The 16,088-nt window shown below is 47.2% G+C and carries 13 protein-coding genes; 1 reads left to right on the plus strand and 12 read right to left on the minus strand.

Features of this window, described 5'->3' with window-relative positions:
• Positions 1-191 precede the first annotated feature (191 nt).
• Positions 192-677 (plus strand): LiaI-LiaF-like domain-containing protein, encoded by a 486-nt coding sequence (locus AC4E8B_RS18615; RefSeq protein ID WP_490214800.1) that lies wholly within the window; start codon positions 192-194, stop codon positions 675-677.
• Between the two features lie 87 nt (positions 678-764).
• Here the strand turns inward: AC4E8B_RS18615 and AC4E8B_RS18620 are convergent, their stop codons facing one another.
• The 12 genes from AC4E8B_RS18620 to leuB all read right to left on the minus strand — a co-directional run bounded on the left by AC4E8B_RS18620 (position 765) and on the right by leuB (position 16,068).
• Positions 765-1,502 carry an amino acid ABC transporter ATP-binding protein gene (locus AC4E8B_RS18620; protein ID WP_490214801.1) on the minus strand — a complete coding sequence of 246 codons (738 nt, stop codon included), beginning with the start codon at positions 1,500-1,502 and terminating at the stop codon, positions 765-767.
• Positions 1,503-1,520: 18 nt separating this feature from the next.
• Positions 1,521-2,168 carry an amino acid ABC transporter permease gene (locus AC4E8B_RS18625; RefSeq protein ID WP_490214802.1) on the minus strand — a complete coding sequence of 216 codons (648 nt, stop codon included), beginning with the start codon at positions 2,166-2,168 and terminating at the stop codon, positions 1,521-1,523.
• A gap of 89 nt (positions 2,169-2,257) precedes the next feature.
• The gene (locus AC4E8B_RS18630; protein ID WP_490214803.1) at positions 2,258-3,040 is read right to left on the minus strand and encodes a transporter substrate-binding domain-containing protein; all 783 of its coding nucleotides are present in this window, start codon (positions 3,038-3,040) and stop codon (positions 2,258-2,260) included.
• A 267-nt stretch (positions 3,041-3,307) separates the two neighbouring features.
• Positions 3,308-3,895, minus strand: a complete 588-nt coding sequence (gene yihA, locus AC4E8B_RS18635; RefSeq protein ID WP_490214805.1) for a ribosome biogenesis GTP-binding protein YihA/YsxC — start codon at positions 3,893-3,895, stop codon at positions 3,308-3,310.
• The gene (lon, locus tag AC4E8B_RS18640; protein WP_490214806.1) at positions 3,882-6,218 is read right to left on the minus strand and encodes an endopeptidase La; all 2,337 of its coding nucleotides are present in this window, start codon (positions 6,216-6,218) and stop codon (positions 3,882-3,884) included. The genes yihA and lon overlap by 14 nt, the downstream gene beginning before the upstream one ends.
• Positions 6,219-6,604: 386 nt before the next feature.
• Positions 6,605-8,272: an ATP-dependent protease LonB gene (gene lonB, locus AC4E8B_RS18645; RefSeq protein WP_490214807.1), complete on the minus strand. Its 1,668-nt coding sequence runs from the start codon at positions 8,270-8,272 to the stop codon at positions 6,605-6,607.
• Between the two features lie 184 nt (positions 8,273-8,456).
• The gene (gene clpX, locus AC4E8B_RS18650) at positions 8,457-9,722 is read right to left on the minus strand and encodes an ATP-dependent protease ATP-binding subunit ClpX (RefSeq protein WP_490214809.1); all 1,266 of its coding nucleotides are present in this window, start codon (positions 9,720-9,722) and stop codon (positions 8,457-8,459) included.
• Positions 9,723-10,240: 518 nt separating this feature from the next.
• A complete protein-coding gene (gene tig / locus AC4E8B_RS18655) occupies positions 10,241-11,524 on the minus strand; it encodes a trigger factor (RefSeq protein ID WP_490214810.1) in 1,284 nt (427 codons plus the stop codon).
• Positions 11,525-11,692: 168 nt separating this feature from the next.
• Positions 11,693-12,718 (minus strand): tetratricopeptide repeat protein, encoded by a 1,026-nt coding sequence (locus AC4E8B_RS18660; RefSeq protein WP_490214811.1) that lies wholly within the window; start codon positions 12,716-12,718, stop codon positions 11,693-11,695.
• A gap of 140 nt (positions 12,719-12,858) precedes the next feature.
• Positions 12,859-13,437, minus strand: coding sequence for a 3-isopropylmalate dehydratase small subunit (gene leuD, locus AC4E8B_RS18665; protein ID WP_490214813.1), 579 nt, complete (start codon positions 13,435-13,437; stop codon positions 12,859-12,861).
• An 11-nt stretch (positions 13,438-13,448) separates the two neighbouring features.
• On the minus strand, positions 13,449-14,867 hold the full coding sequence (gene leuC / locus AC4E8B_RS18670) for a 3-isopropylmalate dehydratase large subunit (protein ID WP_490214815.1): 1,419 nt from the start codon (positions 14,865-14,867) through the stop codon (positions 13,449-13,451).
• A 91-nt stretch (positions 14,868-14,958) separates the two neighbouring features.
• Positions 14,959-16,068, minus strand: coding sequence for a 3-isopropylmalate dehydrogenase (gene leuB / locus AC4E8B_RS18675; protein ID WP_490214817.1), 1,110 nt, complete (start codon positions 16,066-16,068; stop codon positions 14,959-14,961).
• Positions 16,069-16,088 lie beyond the last annotated feature (20 nt).

Consider the following 16,088-nt stretch of genomic DNA (forward strand, 5'->3'; position numbering starts at 1 on the left):
ATGATGAACACATATGGTAATATAAATGATTATATAAAAGGTTGAAAAACTTTCCCGCCAAGGCTCTATAAAAGCCTGCAGGAGCACAAAGCCCCAGCCGAAATTACATATATCGACAAAAAGGCTTACTTATGTACAGTACCAAAAATAAAGACGGGATTCAAGTGAACCTTACTGGAAGTGGTGTAAAAATGAAAAATCAGCGGATATTCCCAGGAATCATCCTCATAGGCTTCGGTGCCTTTTTCCTGATGCAGCGTTCCAATGTACAAGTATTCCAGGAATTTTACTCCTGGCCCACACTTTTGATGATTGTCGGAATCGCTTTTTTATTCCAGGGCTACGGAGCCAAAGATTACGAAGCTATCCTCCCCGGCATCATACTAACAGGGTTTGGATTCCATTTCCACATCGTCAGCCGCCTCGAAGTGTGGCCGGACCATATTGGCACCTTCATCCTGATCATTGCCCTCGGATTCCTGCTCAGGGCCCAGAAGACGGGGGCCGGCTTTTTCCAGGGGCTCCTTTTTCTGGCCATCAGCATCCTGCTCCTGTTCTACAGCAAAGCAGAAGGGCTATTGGGACCTGTGGGGCCGGGCCTTTCTTCTCTCTTGAAGTTCTGGCCGGCTGCGCTCGTGCTTATAGGGCTGTACCTGCTCATCTCAAAGAAAAAGTAGGCTTATACTGCCTATCATTCCACACTTGTACAAAGATAAAACACCCACCCGGGTGTTTTATCTTTGTTATGCAAAATTTTCTCTGTCCTACAGCACAGAGTCGAGGAAGCTTTTTGTCCTCTCTTCCTTCGGATTCAGGAACAGCTGCTCCGGATGCCCCACCTCGACAATCCTTCCTTCATGCATATATACCGCAAAATCGGCGACTTCCCTCGCAAAGCCCATTTCATGCGTCACGACGATCATGGTCATCCCTTCCCTGGCAAGGTCCTTCATGGTGGCAAGCACTTCACCGACCAGCTCCGGGTCAAGTGCTGATGTCGGCTCATCAAACAGCATGATATCAGGTTTCATGGCCAATGCCCTTGCGATGGCCACCCTTTGCTTCTGCCCCCCTGACAGCTTGGAGGGATATACGTCCTCTTTATCCGATAATCCGACTTTTTTCAGGAGCTCTTTTGCTTCTTTCCTGGCCTGCTCTTTTGGCACCTTTTTCACATGGACCGGGGCCTCCATTACATTCTCGAGGACCGTACGGTGGGGGAACAAATAGAAATGCTGGAACACCATCCCCACTTTTGACCGGATCCTGTTCAGGTCATGCGTTTCTTTTTCGACTTTCTCTCCTTCAATGAAAATGCTTCCGCTGTCCTTCATTTCAAGGAAGTTAAGGCATCGCAGCAGCGTGCTCTTTCCTGACCCGCTTGCCCCGATCAAACAGACTACATCACTTTCTTTCACTGTCATATCAATATCCTTCAAGACATGAAGATCCCCAAAGGACTTATTCATTTTCTCCACTTTTATCATGACTGCTTCTTCCATTTGCCAAAGCCTCCCTCTTTAATCGCTGATCGCCATCCGCTTTTCAATTATGCTGACCAGGAATGAGAATACGAGCACCAGTATGAGGTAATAGACTGCAACAATCAGAAGATAGCTCATATAATCATACTCATTTGATCCATAAGTGGTCGCTACGTTGAAGAGCTCGTACATCCCGATGAACGAGGCCAGGGATGAATCCTTCAGCGCAATGATGAATTGATTACCTAGCGGCGGCAGGGCCCTGCGCACTGCCTGCGGAAGGATGATCCGCCTCATTGCCAGCCCTGCTGACATGCCGAGCGACCTGCCTGCCTCCATCTGGCCTTTTTCAATAGACTGGATAGAGCCCCGGAAGATTTCTGCAATATAGGCTCCATTATGAAAAGCGAGCCCGAGAACGACGGCAAGGAATTGCGAGATATTCAGCGACGTCAGTCCAAAGTAAAAAATAAAAATCTGGACGACTAAGGGCGTTCCCCTTACAAGGAAGATATATATATCTGCAATCCATTCAAGTACCTTGATTCGCGAGATTTTCAAAAAGGCAAAAAACAGCCCGATGAAGATGGCTATAAAAACAGAAACAATCGTCAATTCAAAGGTAAGAAGCATGCCTCTTAAAAAAACGGGATAGGTTTCTAAAAACTTTCCGGCAAGTTCCATAGGCTTTTCCTCTCTTTAAACGTAATATTGAGCGTCTTTTTATGTACAGGAAGAGGCGAATGCAAGTTTCGGTGCATTCGCCTGCCCCTTTATTCCTTTTCAGGGTCTACTGTAATATCCTCACCGATGTACTTCTTGCTGATTTCTGTCAAAGTTCCATCTTCATGGAGCTTTTCGAGCGCTTCATTGATTTTCTCAAGCAGCTCTTCATTTTCCTTGGCTACGGCAATCGCCTGTTCGCTGCGTCCAAGCAGCTCCCTGCCTTCGATTTCCATCCCGGAACCGATGGCCTCTTTGCCTGTGATGAAGTCCGTGATCACTGCATCATGCTTCCCTCTGCTCAATGCTTCAAGCGCAGTTACATCACTATCGTAAAAAATGATGTTATCTGTCACTTCTTCAGCAGAATCAGCATAGGTAGAACCCTTGGAAACAGCTATTTCCAAATCCTTCAAATCATCCAGAACCTTCGCTGAACTGTCCGGGCGGACAAAGATCTGCGGCCCTGAGTAATAGTAAGGAATAGAGAAATTAACCGCCTTCAGTCTGTCTTCATTGATGGTGTGGCTCGCTACCGCAGCATCGAACCGCCCTGATTTGACGCCTTCCACAATGCCGCCAAACTTGAATTTTTTCTGGACCGGTTCAAGGCCCAGCTCCTTGGCCACTGCATCTCCGACTTCAATATCAAATCCGGTCATTGTCCCATCTGCTTCTGTCACGCTGAAGGGCTTGAATTCACCTGATGCAGCATATGTAAATTTCCCTTCGTCCGCAAGCTCCGCCCCGCCGGAGGAAGCTTCCTTTGTCCCGCATGCTCCGAGAACGGCGGCACAGCATAAAATAACAATAGCTATGATCCATTTTTTCAACTGTTTTCCCCCTCAATGTTTTCTGGATTTCATTTCAAACTTATTACCCTTATTACCATAACATTACACTTACTTTTACCACAAAATTCAAATTTAGCTATATTTTCAGTTAATGATGCTGATACCGCCCTGAGAGACACTCAGCAGAGCCATTCTATTAAATAGAGGAAAATACTGCCTTCTTCTCCCGTTTCCTCATGGAAAACAGCCATGTGGCTGCGGAAGAGCTGATTATTCGCATAAAAAAAAAACGCCAAGCGGCGTTTTTTAACTTTGCATATATTTCTTGAGGATTCCCCAAGCCTCGTCCTTGCCTTCTCCGGTCTCGGACGAGAACAAAACAATTTCATCCCCAGATTCAAGGTCAAGAGCCTCTTTGGTGATTTTGAAGTGCTTCTGCCTTTTCGTTTTAGGAATTTTATCAGCTTTCGTTGCAATGATGATGCATCGGATTCCATGATGCTTCAGGAAATCATACATCATGATATCATCTTTTGTCGGCGGATGACGCAAATCGACGATCAGGACAGCAGCCTTCAGCTGCTCCCTGGAGGTAAAGTATGTTTCAATCATTCTTCCCCATGCTTCGCGCTCCTTTTTGGAAACCTTGGCATAGCCATATCCCGGCACATCGACAAAATGCATCATTTCATTGATCAGATAAAAATTCAATGTCTGGGTTTTGCCCGGCTTTGAGGATGTTCTCGCCAGGTTCTTGCGGTTAAGCATTTTGTTGATAAATGAGGATTTGCCGACATTGGATCTCCCTGCCAGGGCGAACTCGGGCAGGGACTCTTCTGGATATTGCGCCGGCTTAACCGCACTTATAACGATTTCAGCACTATTTACTTTCATTGCTGTGCACTCCATTCAGGGCGTGCTTGAGAACTTCGTCAACATGTGATACGAGAACAAAATCCAATTCGTCGCGGACACTCTCTGGAATATCATCAATATCTTTTTCATTATCTTTAGGAAGGATAATTTTAGTCAATCCCGCTCTATGGGCACTTAAAGTTTTTTCTTTCACTCCGCCGATCGGCAATACCCGGCCGCGAAGCGTTATTTCTCCTGTCATCCCCACTTCTTTGCGAATCGGATTCCCCGAAAGCGCCGAAACAAGGGCAGTAGTGATCGTAATCCCTGCAGATGGACCGTCTTTCGGAACGGCACCTTCAGGCACATGGATGTGGATATCGTACTTTTCATGAAAATCTTCCTCTATGCCCAGCTCCTTCGCTTTTGAACGGACATAGCTGAATGCAGTCTGTGCAGATTCCTTCATGACGTCCCCAAGCTTGCCGGTCAGCACCAATTTGCCTTTGCCTGGAGATAAGGATACCTCAATCTGCAGTGTATCTCCGCCTACCGTTGTATAAGCAAGGCCGGTCGCAACGCCGATCTGATCCTCGATCTCGGCCTGGCCGTATCTGAACTTCGTCTTGCCAAGAAAGTCTTCTACATTTCTTTCAGAAATGATGACTTTCTTTTTCTCGCCTGAAACGATAATTTTCGCAGTCTTCCGGCAGATGGAAGCCAGCTGGCGCTCAAGCCCGCGGACGCCTGCTTCTCTTGTATAATAACGGACGATTTTCTGGACGGCGTCCTCCCTGATCTGCAGCTGGGATTTAGAAAGCCCATGCTCGCTGATCTGCTTTGGCAGGAGGTGGTCCTTTGCTATATGGATCTTTTCGAGCTCCGTATAGCCCGCAATCGTGATGATTTCCATCCGGTCGCGGAGAGGCCCCGGTATTGTTGCCAGATTATTCGCTGTTGCAATAAACATAACCTTCGAAAGGTCATATGTTTCTTCAATATAATGGTCACTGAAATTGTGGTTCTGCTCAGGATCCAGGACTTCCAGCATGGCTGAAGAAGGGTCTCCCCTGAAATCATTGGACATTTTATCGATCTCATCAAGCAGGAACACCGGATTGATGGTCTCTGCCTTTTTCATGCCCTGGATGATCCTGCCCGGCATGGCGCCGACATAGGTCCTTCTGTGTCCGCGGATCTCAGATTCGTCCCGCACCCCTCCAAGGGAAACGCGGACAAAGTTGCGGTTCAGCGATGCAGCAATCGATTTGGCAAGGCTCGTCTTACCAACTCCCGGAGGCCCGGCCAGGCAAAGGATGGGACCTTTCAGCGAATTGGTGAGCTTTTGTACAGCCAGATATTCCAGCACCCGCTCCTTGACCTTTTCAAGGCCGTAATGGTCTCTATTCAGGATTCGCTCGGCATTATGGATATTCAGGTCATCAACAGTCGCCTCTGTCCATGGCAGAGAAACAAGCCAGTCGATATAATTGCGGATCACGGCGCTTTCAGCAGAGCTTGAAGGCACCTTTTCATAACGGTCAAGCTCTTTTAAGGCAGCAAGCTTCACATGGTCAGGCATACCGGATTGTTCGATTCTGTCATTAAGCTCAGCGATTTCGCCTGTTTTGCCTTCTTTATCGCCCAATTCCTTCTGTATCGCCTTCATCTGCTCGCGGAGATAGTACTCCTTCTGCGTTCTTTCCATGCTTTTTTTGACGCGCTGCCCGATCTTCTTCTCAAGGTTCAGGACCTCTTTTTCATTGTGGATGATCTCAATGACCTGGTTCAGCCTTTTTTTGACATCGATCATTTCAAGAATGTCCTGCTTTTCCTTCAGCTTCAGCGGCAAATGGGAAGCGACGATATCTGCCATGCGCCCCGGTTCCTCAATATCGGATACAGAGGAATAGGTTTCCGCAGAAATCTTCTTGGATACCTTTATGTACTGTTCAAAGTACTCAAGCATCGTCCTCATCAGCGCCTGGTCTTCGGCATCTTTTTCTTCTCTGTCATCAAAAGTATCGACACTGACTGTATAATGATCGCCCTCATCGTTGAGCTGGGCAATTTCTGCCCTTTTCAAGCCTTCCACCAGCACACGGATTGTGCCGTTCGGAAGCTTCAGCATCTGCTTTACGCGGGTAAGAGTACCCATTTTGTATAAGTCATCTTCCGCCGGCTCATCTATTGAAATATCCTTTTGAGTCGTCAAAAAAATAAGATGGTCATCTACCATTGCTTTTTCAAGCGCCTGCACGGATCTTTCCCGCCCAACGTCCAGATGAAGGACCATTGTAGGATAGACGAGCAAGCCCCGAAGCGGCAGGAGGGGGACGATGATGTCTTTCTTATTCGCCATAGTTTGCACCTCCAAATGCAAATCAAATATATTATCTGCCTCTTCCTTATTCTTTGCACTAAGCCCGCAAAAAATGAGAAAGGGAAACCAAACAATCATTCCAAACCCGCATCATATCACAGGTCAAGCCTTTGTACAATTCTAACTTATTTATTTGTGGGTGTCTATTAATAGAAATGCGGAGGGCGCTTGCCCAGAGCCGACAAGCATAAGACGAGCAGGACGAAAGGTTGTTCTTTAACCTTATGCTTAGCCTCTCCCACTTCACATCCGGCTTCATTGATTATATGACGGATGGTTTCCTGTTAGACAGCTTATTTCTCCTTTATCCTGCCATAAAAAAATAAAACTCCGGTTTGAAGCATCTGCTGCAAACCGGAGCTCCTTTACATACTTTCTTTCTTAGTGAGCTCAATGGGCGCTGTGATGGACTGGTCTCTTGCATAATCCTTCAGCAGAGCTGCAGTGAACACCTGGCTGAGATGGCTGACAGGAACAATATCAATTCCCTCTATCTCGTTCAATATGTTTTGCATATTTTCCTCAGGGATGATCACGGTCCGGACTCCGGCCTTCTGGGCAGCTTTTACTTTGGCGTATACTCCGCCGATCGGCTTTACATGGCCGTGGATGCTGATTTCGCCGGTCATGGCCACTTCCCTGTCCACCGGCCTTTTATATATAGCAGAATAGATGCCCGTCGCCATGGCGATACCCGCAGACGGCCCGTCAATCGGCACTCCGCCAGGGAAATTTACATGAATATCGTAATCTTCAGCAGGGACTCCCATCGTTTTCAAAACAGTCAGGACATTTTCAATCGATCCCTTTGCCATACTTTTCCTGCGGATCGATTTTCCGCGGTCCCCGATGCTTTCTTCTTCAACTATCCCGGTTATATTAATGGAGCCTTTTTCTTTTGCAGGAATGACTGTCACTTCAATCTCCAAGAGGGCGCCTGTGTTGGGCCCATATACAGCAAGGCCGTTCACGAGGCCGACCGCCGACTCTCCGTGGATTTTTCTTTCCATTCTCGGAGACAGCTGGCTCGAGTTGATGACCCATTCGATATCCTCATCTTTTATGTAATCCCGGTCTTCGGTGATGGCAACCCCGGCGGATATTTGCACCAGATTAACCGCTTCGCGTCCGTTTCGGGCATATGAGGCCAGCGTCTTTAAGCTTTTGCCGCTGATTGGCATTTTGACCTTATCCGCTGCCTTGCTGCTGATCGTTTCTACTTCATCTTCAGTCAGCTCCTTAAAAAATACTTCCATGCAGCGGGATCTAATAGCAGGCGGAATCTCACTCGGAGTCCTTGTAGTCGCCCCCACAAGCCTGAAATCGGCAGGAAGCCCATTCTTGAAAATATCATGGATATGCTGAGGGATCTGCGTATTTTCTTCATTATAATAGGCGCTTTCCAAAAAGACCTTCCGATCCTCCAGAACTTTGAGCAGCTTATTCATTTGTATAGGATGCAGTTCCCCGATTTCATCTATGAAAAGAACGCCTCCGTGCGCATTTGTGACAGCCCCTTGCTTCGGCTGCGGAATGCCAGCCTGCCCCATTGCCCCTGCCCCTTGATAAATCGGATCATGGACAGAGCCGATTAACGGATCTGCAATTCCCCTTTCATCAAAGCGGGCCGTTGTTGCATCAAGCTCGACGAAAACGGATGATTTCCGAAACGGCGACTTATCCTGTTTCTTTGCTTCTTCCAGCACCAGCCTTGCCGCAGCGGTTTTACCGACTCCCGGAGGCCCATAAATAATGACATGCTGGGGATTCGGCCCGCAGAGCGCCGCTTTTAATGATTTAATCCCATCTCCCTGGCCGACGATGTCTTCAAAGCTTGCCGGACGGACTCTTTCCGAAAGCGGTTCAGTAAGTTTGATGGAACGCATCTTTTTCAGCTGATCCATTTCTTTTTTGGACTCCCTGTCAATCGATACCTTTTGTGTACGCTGGCTTTTTAGCAGATTCCAGAAATAAAGCCCAATAATGATCCCGAAAAACAGCTGGATGAATAAAGCTATCCCGGTCCAACTCATAGTATCCCTCCTGCACTTTTGTTCAAGCTGATACTTGGTAGTATCTCCTTGTACAGGTTGGAATAAACAAGAATACACTGTAAAAAACTTCCTCCATAAAACATAATCAGGATCATCATCCAGCCCACGAATGCAAAAAAAGCCGGGCAGAGAAAACTCCGGCCCGGCTTTTTTTATTACATTATCATGCAGATGTTTTACGCTCTTCTTCCACAACAGTACCGTCATTCAGCACTAGCTTTGGAACGCTGTTGTCTGTAACTGTCTCTTTTGTGATGATGCATTTAGAAATATCATCACGGGACGGGAGATCGAACATGACGTCCAGCATAATGCCTTCAATAATTGAACGGAGTCCGCGGGCACCTGTTTTGCGTTCGATTGCTTTTTTCGCAATCTCAATCAGCGCGCCTTCTTCAAATTCAAGCTCAACATTATCCAGCTCAAGCATTTTTTGGTACTGCTTTACAAGAGCATTCTTCGGTTTTGTAAGGATCTCGATAAGAGCATCCTCATCCAGCTGAGAAAGGCTGGCAATAACCGGAAGACGCCCAATGAATTCCGGAATCAGGCCGAATTTCAGCAAATCTTCCGGAAGGACTTTGGAAAGCAATTCCTTCTGGTCAAGCTCCTGCTGTTTCTGGTCAGAACCGAAACCGATCACTTTCTGGCCAAGTCGGCGCTTGATGATCTGCTCGATGCCATCGAACGCACCGCCGCAGATAAATAGGATATTCGTTGTATCGATCTGGATGAATTCCTGGTGCGGATGCTTCCTGCCGCCCTGTGGAGGAACACTTGCTACAGTCCCTTCCAGGATTTTAAGCAAAGCCTGCTGAACACCTTCACCTGATACATCCCTTGTAATGGATGGATTCTCAGATTTACGGGCTACTTTATCAATTTCATCGATATAGATGATGCCTTTCTCGGCCTTTTCCACATCATAGTCTGCAGCCTGGATCAATTTAAGGAGAATATTCTCCACATCTTCCCCTACATAGCCTGCTTCCGTAAGCGATGTTGCATCAGCGATCGCAAACGGAACGTTAAGGATGCGGGCAAGTGTCTGGGCAAGGAGGGTTTTACCGCTTCCTGTCGGCCCAATCATGCTGATATTGCTTTTTGAAAGCTCGACATCATCGATCTTGCTGTTCGAGTTGATTCTCTTATAGTGGTTGTAAACAGCCACTGACAGAGATTTCTTAGCCTGTTCCTGACCGATGACATACTCATCAAGAATATCACGGATTTCAGCCGGCTTAGGCACATCCTTGAATTCCACTTCTTCTTCTGTGCCAAGCTCTTCTTCTACGATCTCCGTGCAAAGCTCGATGCACTCGTCACATATATATACACCTGGTCCGGCAACTAATTTACGTACTTGATCCTGTGTCTTCCCACAGAAGGAACATTTTAATTGCCCTTTTTCATCATTAAATTTAAACAATGCCTTCACCCCTTGAATTACTTCTGTGCCTTATATAAAGCTTGCGGATCACTGCAAACAATTTTTACTATTCAGCTTTTTCAGCTTATGGAAAAACGGCTGGGAGAACCCATAAAACATCCCTGTGCCTTTATGTCCTTTTTGATTGCATCTTATCAATCGATCGTTGGGAACAGCTGCACAGGAGAAAACTTTAACAGTTATGTATTGCATTGTAACACATTTAACAACTGGACAGGAAATGATAACTCTTAGAAAAGTATGTTTCAATTTCTGTCTGCTGATCCGCATTTAAAAATATGTACCCAATAAGCTTATCCATAAAACAGAGAGTTAAATCCCGATTAAGGGATATTTAATTACGGCGGTTATGTATAGAGTTTTTCCTGTCCGTTTTTAACTCTTATATACTATATGCTGCTTTTTATTGTATAAAACAAGGCACGATCAAATCGCGCCTTGTTTTATTAAAAAGTTTATGCAGCCAGCGCTGCTATTACGATAGTTAAATTTTTCTATTAAGCAGTTTTGCTGTTTTCGATAAGGAAATCAACTGCTTTTTTCACTTTAAGATCAGCTTTTACGCTTTCAAGACTTCCAAGCGCCTGCTTGATCGCATCGGCAGTCATGTTGTACATTTCAGCCATTTTATCAAGCTCAGCAGTAACCTCTTCGTCTGTTACTTCAATGTTTTCAGCTTTAGCGATTTCTTCAAGAGTCAGGTTAATGCGCACGCGCTTTTCGCCTTCTTCTTTCATCTGCTCGCGCAGGGCGCTTTCGTCCTGGCCGGAGAACTGGAAGTAAAGCTCAAGGTTCATGCCCTGCATCTGAAGACGCTGTTCGAATTCCTGCATCATTCTGTCGACTTCATTGTCGATCATTACTGCAGGAAGGTCGATCTCAGCATTATCAGCAGCTTTTTCGACTACAGTGTCGCGAAGGTTGTTTTCAGATTCCTGCTTCTTGCTTTCTTCAAGGCGGGTCCTGATTTTTTCCTTAAGGGCATCAAGAGTTTCAACCTCTTCGTCAACATCCTTTGCAAACTCGTCATCAAGCGCAGGAAGCTCTTTGCCTTTGATTTCGTGAACAGTTACTTTGAAGACTGCCTTTTTGCCGGCAAGCTCAGCAGCATGGTATTCCTCCGGGAATGTTACTTCAACATCCTTGGATTCGCCTGCAGCTGTTCCTGCAAGCTGCTCTTCGAAACCAGGGATGAATTGGCCTGAACCAAGCTCAAGGGAATAGTTCTCAGCTTTTCCGCCTTCAAAAGCTTCGCCGTCAACAAAACCTTCGAAATCCATTACGACTGTATCGCCGTTTTCAGCTTTGCCTTCTTCTTTAACGACCAGTTCAGCCTGGCGCTCCTGAAGGGAAGTGATTTCGTTGTTAACATCTTCTTCAGTCACTTCAGTTTCAAGCTTTTCAACTTCAAGGCCTTTATATTCGCCAAGCTTTACTTCAGGCTTGACTGTAACAGTCGCCTTGAAGATCAGGCTCTTGCCTTTTTCGATCTGCTCAACATCGATTTCCGGACGGTCAACAGGCTCGATCCCTGTCTCGTCGATTGCACTTGCATATGCTTCCGGAAGAAGGAAGTCAACTGCATCCTGGTATAAAGATTCAACGCCAAAGCGCTTTTCGAACATTCCGCGCGGCATTTTTCCTTTACGGAATCCCGGCACGTTTACATTAGCAACCACTTTTTTGAATGCAGCGTCCAAACCTTCTTTGACTTTCTCTGCATCTACTTCAATTGTGAGAACCCCTTGGTTCCCTTCTAGCTTTTCAAACTTAGCAGACATACTATAATTCCCTCCAACAATCTATTGTCATTACCATTTTAGCGGACTTTGTATGAATATGGCTTTAATATCATAGCATATTCATCTTTTTGATATGTAAAATAACTATTTTTACACATAACAGCCACTATATTATAACATACGTTCTCTCTGTTTCAACAGAGATACTCAAATATTGGGATAAGAAATTTCTTCTATCTTCCCTATAAAAATCCTGGATGCAAGAAGATCCTTTTCTGCCACCCCATACTGGAGGGCCATTTCCCCGGGATCTCCGTCCATCCCGTAAAATGAACAGCCGACAAGATGGTAGGCAGCCGCCCAAAGCTCCGGCTGATAAGGATCCAGCTTGAACGGATACAGCAGGAAGAACTGCCTCTCGAGCAAAGCGATGATATTTTCCGCCAGGACCGGATCTTCGTGTTCAAGCTTATCTTTTACCGATGCTTCAATCGCCCTTAGCTGCTTATGGTCATGGACATCGTGAAGGGCGGATGGGATGAACTCCTCATTCATCCCGAGCTTTTTTACACTCACCGGCTTATCATATTCCTGCTCTTTCAGTATGTTCATAATCATCGTTTTCAGGAAAGGATGCCCTTCCTCTGAAACCAGATAAGACTTCAGCTCGTCGAGATAAGGCCTGATGTTGATGTTTGCAAGATTGGCCAGAAGCAGGATCTGCTCTTTCGGATCCTGATAGGACAGGAGGTTCAGCTCCTTATCCCTGTATTCTTCATGGAGCTTTTCTTCTGCATCGGGATCCGGGCTTCCCTCTGCCATGCGCCTGCTGAAGTGCAGCATCTTTGAGAAGTGCTCCAGCTTATCCTTCGGGATCTCCCTTTCCTGGAGAAGGGCTTCGATGGTGGCGGCTATTTCCCCATATTCATGGAGCTGGACCATGATCATCAGATAAAGGTCTGCGATTTCAAAATAGTCTCCAATCCCCTCCTGAAGCATGGCTTTGGCAAGATTCTTGGCTTTTTTAAGCGCTCCGGCCTCAAAATAGGCCAGGACAAGCCCAATATGTATGTCACTGCTCTCGGGATCAAGCTCTTTGGCATCCTCAAACAGCTTGATTGCATCTGAAAAATTCTTTCCCTGCAGACTCTCAAGTCCTTTTTCCAGCAAACGCTTTTCCAGACCGGGAAAGGGGATGATGTTGCTGCTGTCGTTCTGGCTCCGCTTAGTCATGAAAAACCGCCTTCCCTGTTAATATTGAAGATAGTATAGCATGCATGGAAAGAAAAAAGAAATTCGGAGGGAAGAGTCTTAAAAAGGGATGCCGGTATGCTTTCATGGAGGAAAATAAAGAGATCCACATAAGAGTGGATCTAGCTTGTTTTTTCATATGCTTCTATTTTTTCCTCCAGCTGAAGCGTGATTTCAATTTCATCCCAGCCATTGAGGAGCATCGTTTTCCAATATGTCTGTATTGGAAAGGCTGCAGAAAAGCCATCCTCACTATAGACAGACTGCGTTTCAAGGTCCACTGTCAATACGAGTTCTGTTTCTGCTGCCTTAGAAAGAAGCTGTTCTGCCTCCCCCTGGCTCAGGCGGATCGGCAGGAGCCCGTTTTTCAGGCAGTTCTGATGGAAGATGTCAGCGAAAGAGGGGGCAATCACCGCTTTGAATCCATAGTCCTGAAGAGCCCAGGGAGCATGCTCCCTCGAAGAGCCGCAGCCGAAGTTTTCATTTGAGATCAGAATTTCAGCACCAAGGTTTTCAGGCTTATTCAATTCAAAAGCAGGATCCGGCTGCCCACCTTTAAAGCGCCAGTCATAGAATAAGTATTTTCCAAACCCGGTTTTCTCGATTCTTTTCAAAAATTGCTTCGGTATGATCTGATCTGTATCGACATTTGCCCTGTCGAGCGCGGCTGCTTTGCCTGACAGCTTTTTGAAACCGCCCATTCTATCTCCTCCTATATGATGATTGATTCTTCCATCAGTAATTTCCGGACATCGACAAATCTTCCATGCACTGCAGCCGCTGCTGCCATGAGCGGGCTGACAAGGTGGGTCCTTGCACCGGATCCCTGCCGCCCTTCGAAATTGCGGTTGGAGGTGGAGGCGCAATGCTCTCCCGGCGGCACGATATCATTATTCATGCTGAGGCACATGCTGCATCCGGATTCCCGCCATTCAAAGCCGGCTTCGATAAAGGTCTGATGAAGCCCCTCTTTTTCCGCCTGTTCCTTTACTCCCTGCGATCCCGGTACTACAAGGGCCCTGACGCCCGCATGGACTTTTTTGCCTGCGGCAAACTCTGCCGCCTGCCTTAGATCCTCGATGCGCGAGTTTGTGCATGACCCGATAAACACATGCTGAATGCCAATATCACTGATCTCCTGCCCCTCAGAAAGCCCCATATACAGAAGCGCCCGCTCAAGGGATACCCGCTCTGTTTCGTTCCTGCAATCAGCCGCAGAAGGTATCCTGCCGTCAACTCCTGCAGCCATGGAAGGATTGGTCCCCCAGCTGACCATCGGAGGAATTTTTCCGGCATCCAATGTGATTGTCTTGTCATATACTGCATCTGCATCTGACGCGAGAGCCCTCCAATGATCTATGGACAAATCCCACTCCTCGCCTTTCGGGGCATATTTCCGTCCTTTTATATAGGAAAAAGTCGTCTCATCAGGACTGACAAGCCCGGCCCTGGCTCCTCCCTCTATCGACATATTGCAAATAGTCATCCTTTCTTCCATGGACATGCACCTTACAGCTTCCCCGCAGTATTCAATGACATGCCCTGTTCCAAACCCGATGCCGAATTTTCCTATGATGTACAGGATGACATCCTTGGCCGTAACCCCGTTCTCAAGCTGGCCGTCAATCTGCAGCTTCATCGTTTTCGGCCTGGACTGCCATAGGGTCTGGGTTGCAAGCACATGCTCCACCTCGCTTGTGCCGATGCCGAAAGCCAGCGAACCGAATGCACCATGGGTGGATGTGTGGCTGTCCCCGCATACAATGGTCATCCCCGGACGTGTCAGGCCAAGCTCCGGGCCGATGACATGGACAATTCCTTGATCAGGGCTGTCCATCCCCGCAAGCGGTATACCGAATTCTGCGCAGTTCTTTTCCAGGGCAGTCATCTGGTTTTTTGCGATCGGATCATCAATTTGATAGCGGTTGATTGTCGGGACGTTATGGTCCATAGTAGCAAAGGTTTTGTCCGGGCGCCTGACCTTCCTGTTTTTCATCCGCAGGCCGGAAAATGCCTGAGGGGATGTTACTTCATGCACTAAATGCAGATCGATATAAAGCAGATCAGGCTTTTCACTTTCTGTATGGACGATATGCTGATCCCAAATTTTCTCCACGATTGATTTGCCCATCTATTTAATCCCTCCATCTTCTTCGGGCCCTCTCCCGGAATCATGATATAAACAATCACGGCTGGAACACCAGCCGTGATATCCTGAACGATCAGGCGTATGCCCCCATGATCTGCACGATTGCTTCATTATCGAGCAGGACAGCTTTGATTTCGTCGATCATCATTTGTGTCGAAACTGCCTTCCCCCCTGAAGCAACATCGGCTGTACGGACGCCTGACTCAAGAACTTCCCCGACAGCCTTCTCGATTGCAGCCGCCTCTTCTTCCATACCGAAGGAGAGGCGAAGCATCATGGCCGCGGAAAGGATCATCCCAACCGGATTGGCGATGCCTTTGCCCTCGATGTCCGGGGCAGATCCATGGATGGGCTCATAAAGATATGGCCCGCTCTCAGACAGGCTGGCAGATGGAAGCATGCCGAGCGACCCGGTCAGGACAGAAGCTTCGTCACTTAAAATATCGCCAAACATATTTTCGGTGACAATTACATCAAACTGTCTGGGATTTTTGATGATCTGCATGGCCGCATTGTCGACAAGCAGATGCTCAAGCTGTACATCTGGATATTGGGAAGCAATTTCCTCTGCCGTTTCCCTCCACATCCTGCTTGATTCAAGAACATTTGCTTTATCCACGCTCGTTACCTTCCCGTTCCTTCCGCGCGCCAGGTCAAAGGCCAGCCTTACAACTCTCTGGATTTCTTCCTTTTTATAAAATAAAGTGTCCACGGCAGATTCTTCCCCGCCGTCCCTGGTCCTTTCGCTCGGCTTTCCAAAGTAAAGTCCGCCGGTCAGCTCTCTTACCATTAAAAAATCAGTGCCTTCAATGACTTCCTTCTTCAAAGGAGAGGATTCTGCCAGACTCGCAAAATAGCTGGTAGGCCGGAGATTGGCATATAAATTAAGATCTTTGCGGATTTTAAGGAGGCCGCGTTCCGGCCTAAGGCTTGGATGAAGCCTCTCCCAGCGCGGCCCGCCGACAGCCCCAAGCAAAATGGCATCGCTGCTTTTACAGAGTCCGACCGTTTCATCCGGCAGCGGCACCCCGGTGGAATCAATTGCTGTTCCGCCAATTTTCCCATAGACGAATTCAAATGTATGCCCAAATCGTTCTCCTGCAGCCTGCAGCACTTCAACTGCCCCTGCTGCCACTTCTTTTCCGATGCCGTCACCCGGCAGCACTGCGATCCGCTTTTTCATGCCTATCCCTCCGCCTTAGA

The organism is Bacillus sp. SRL543, assembly GCF_984799205.1.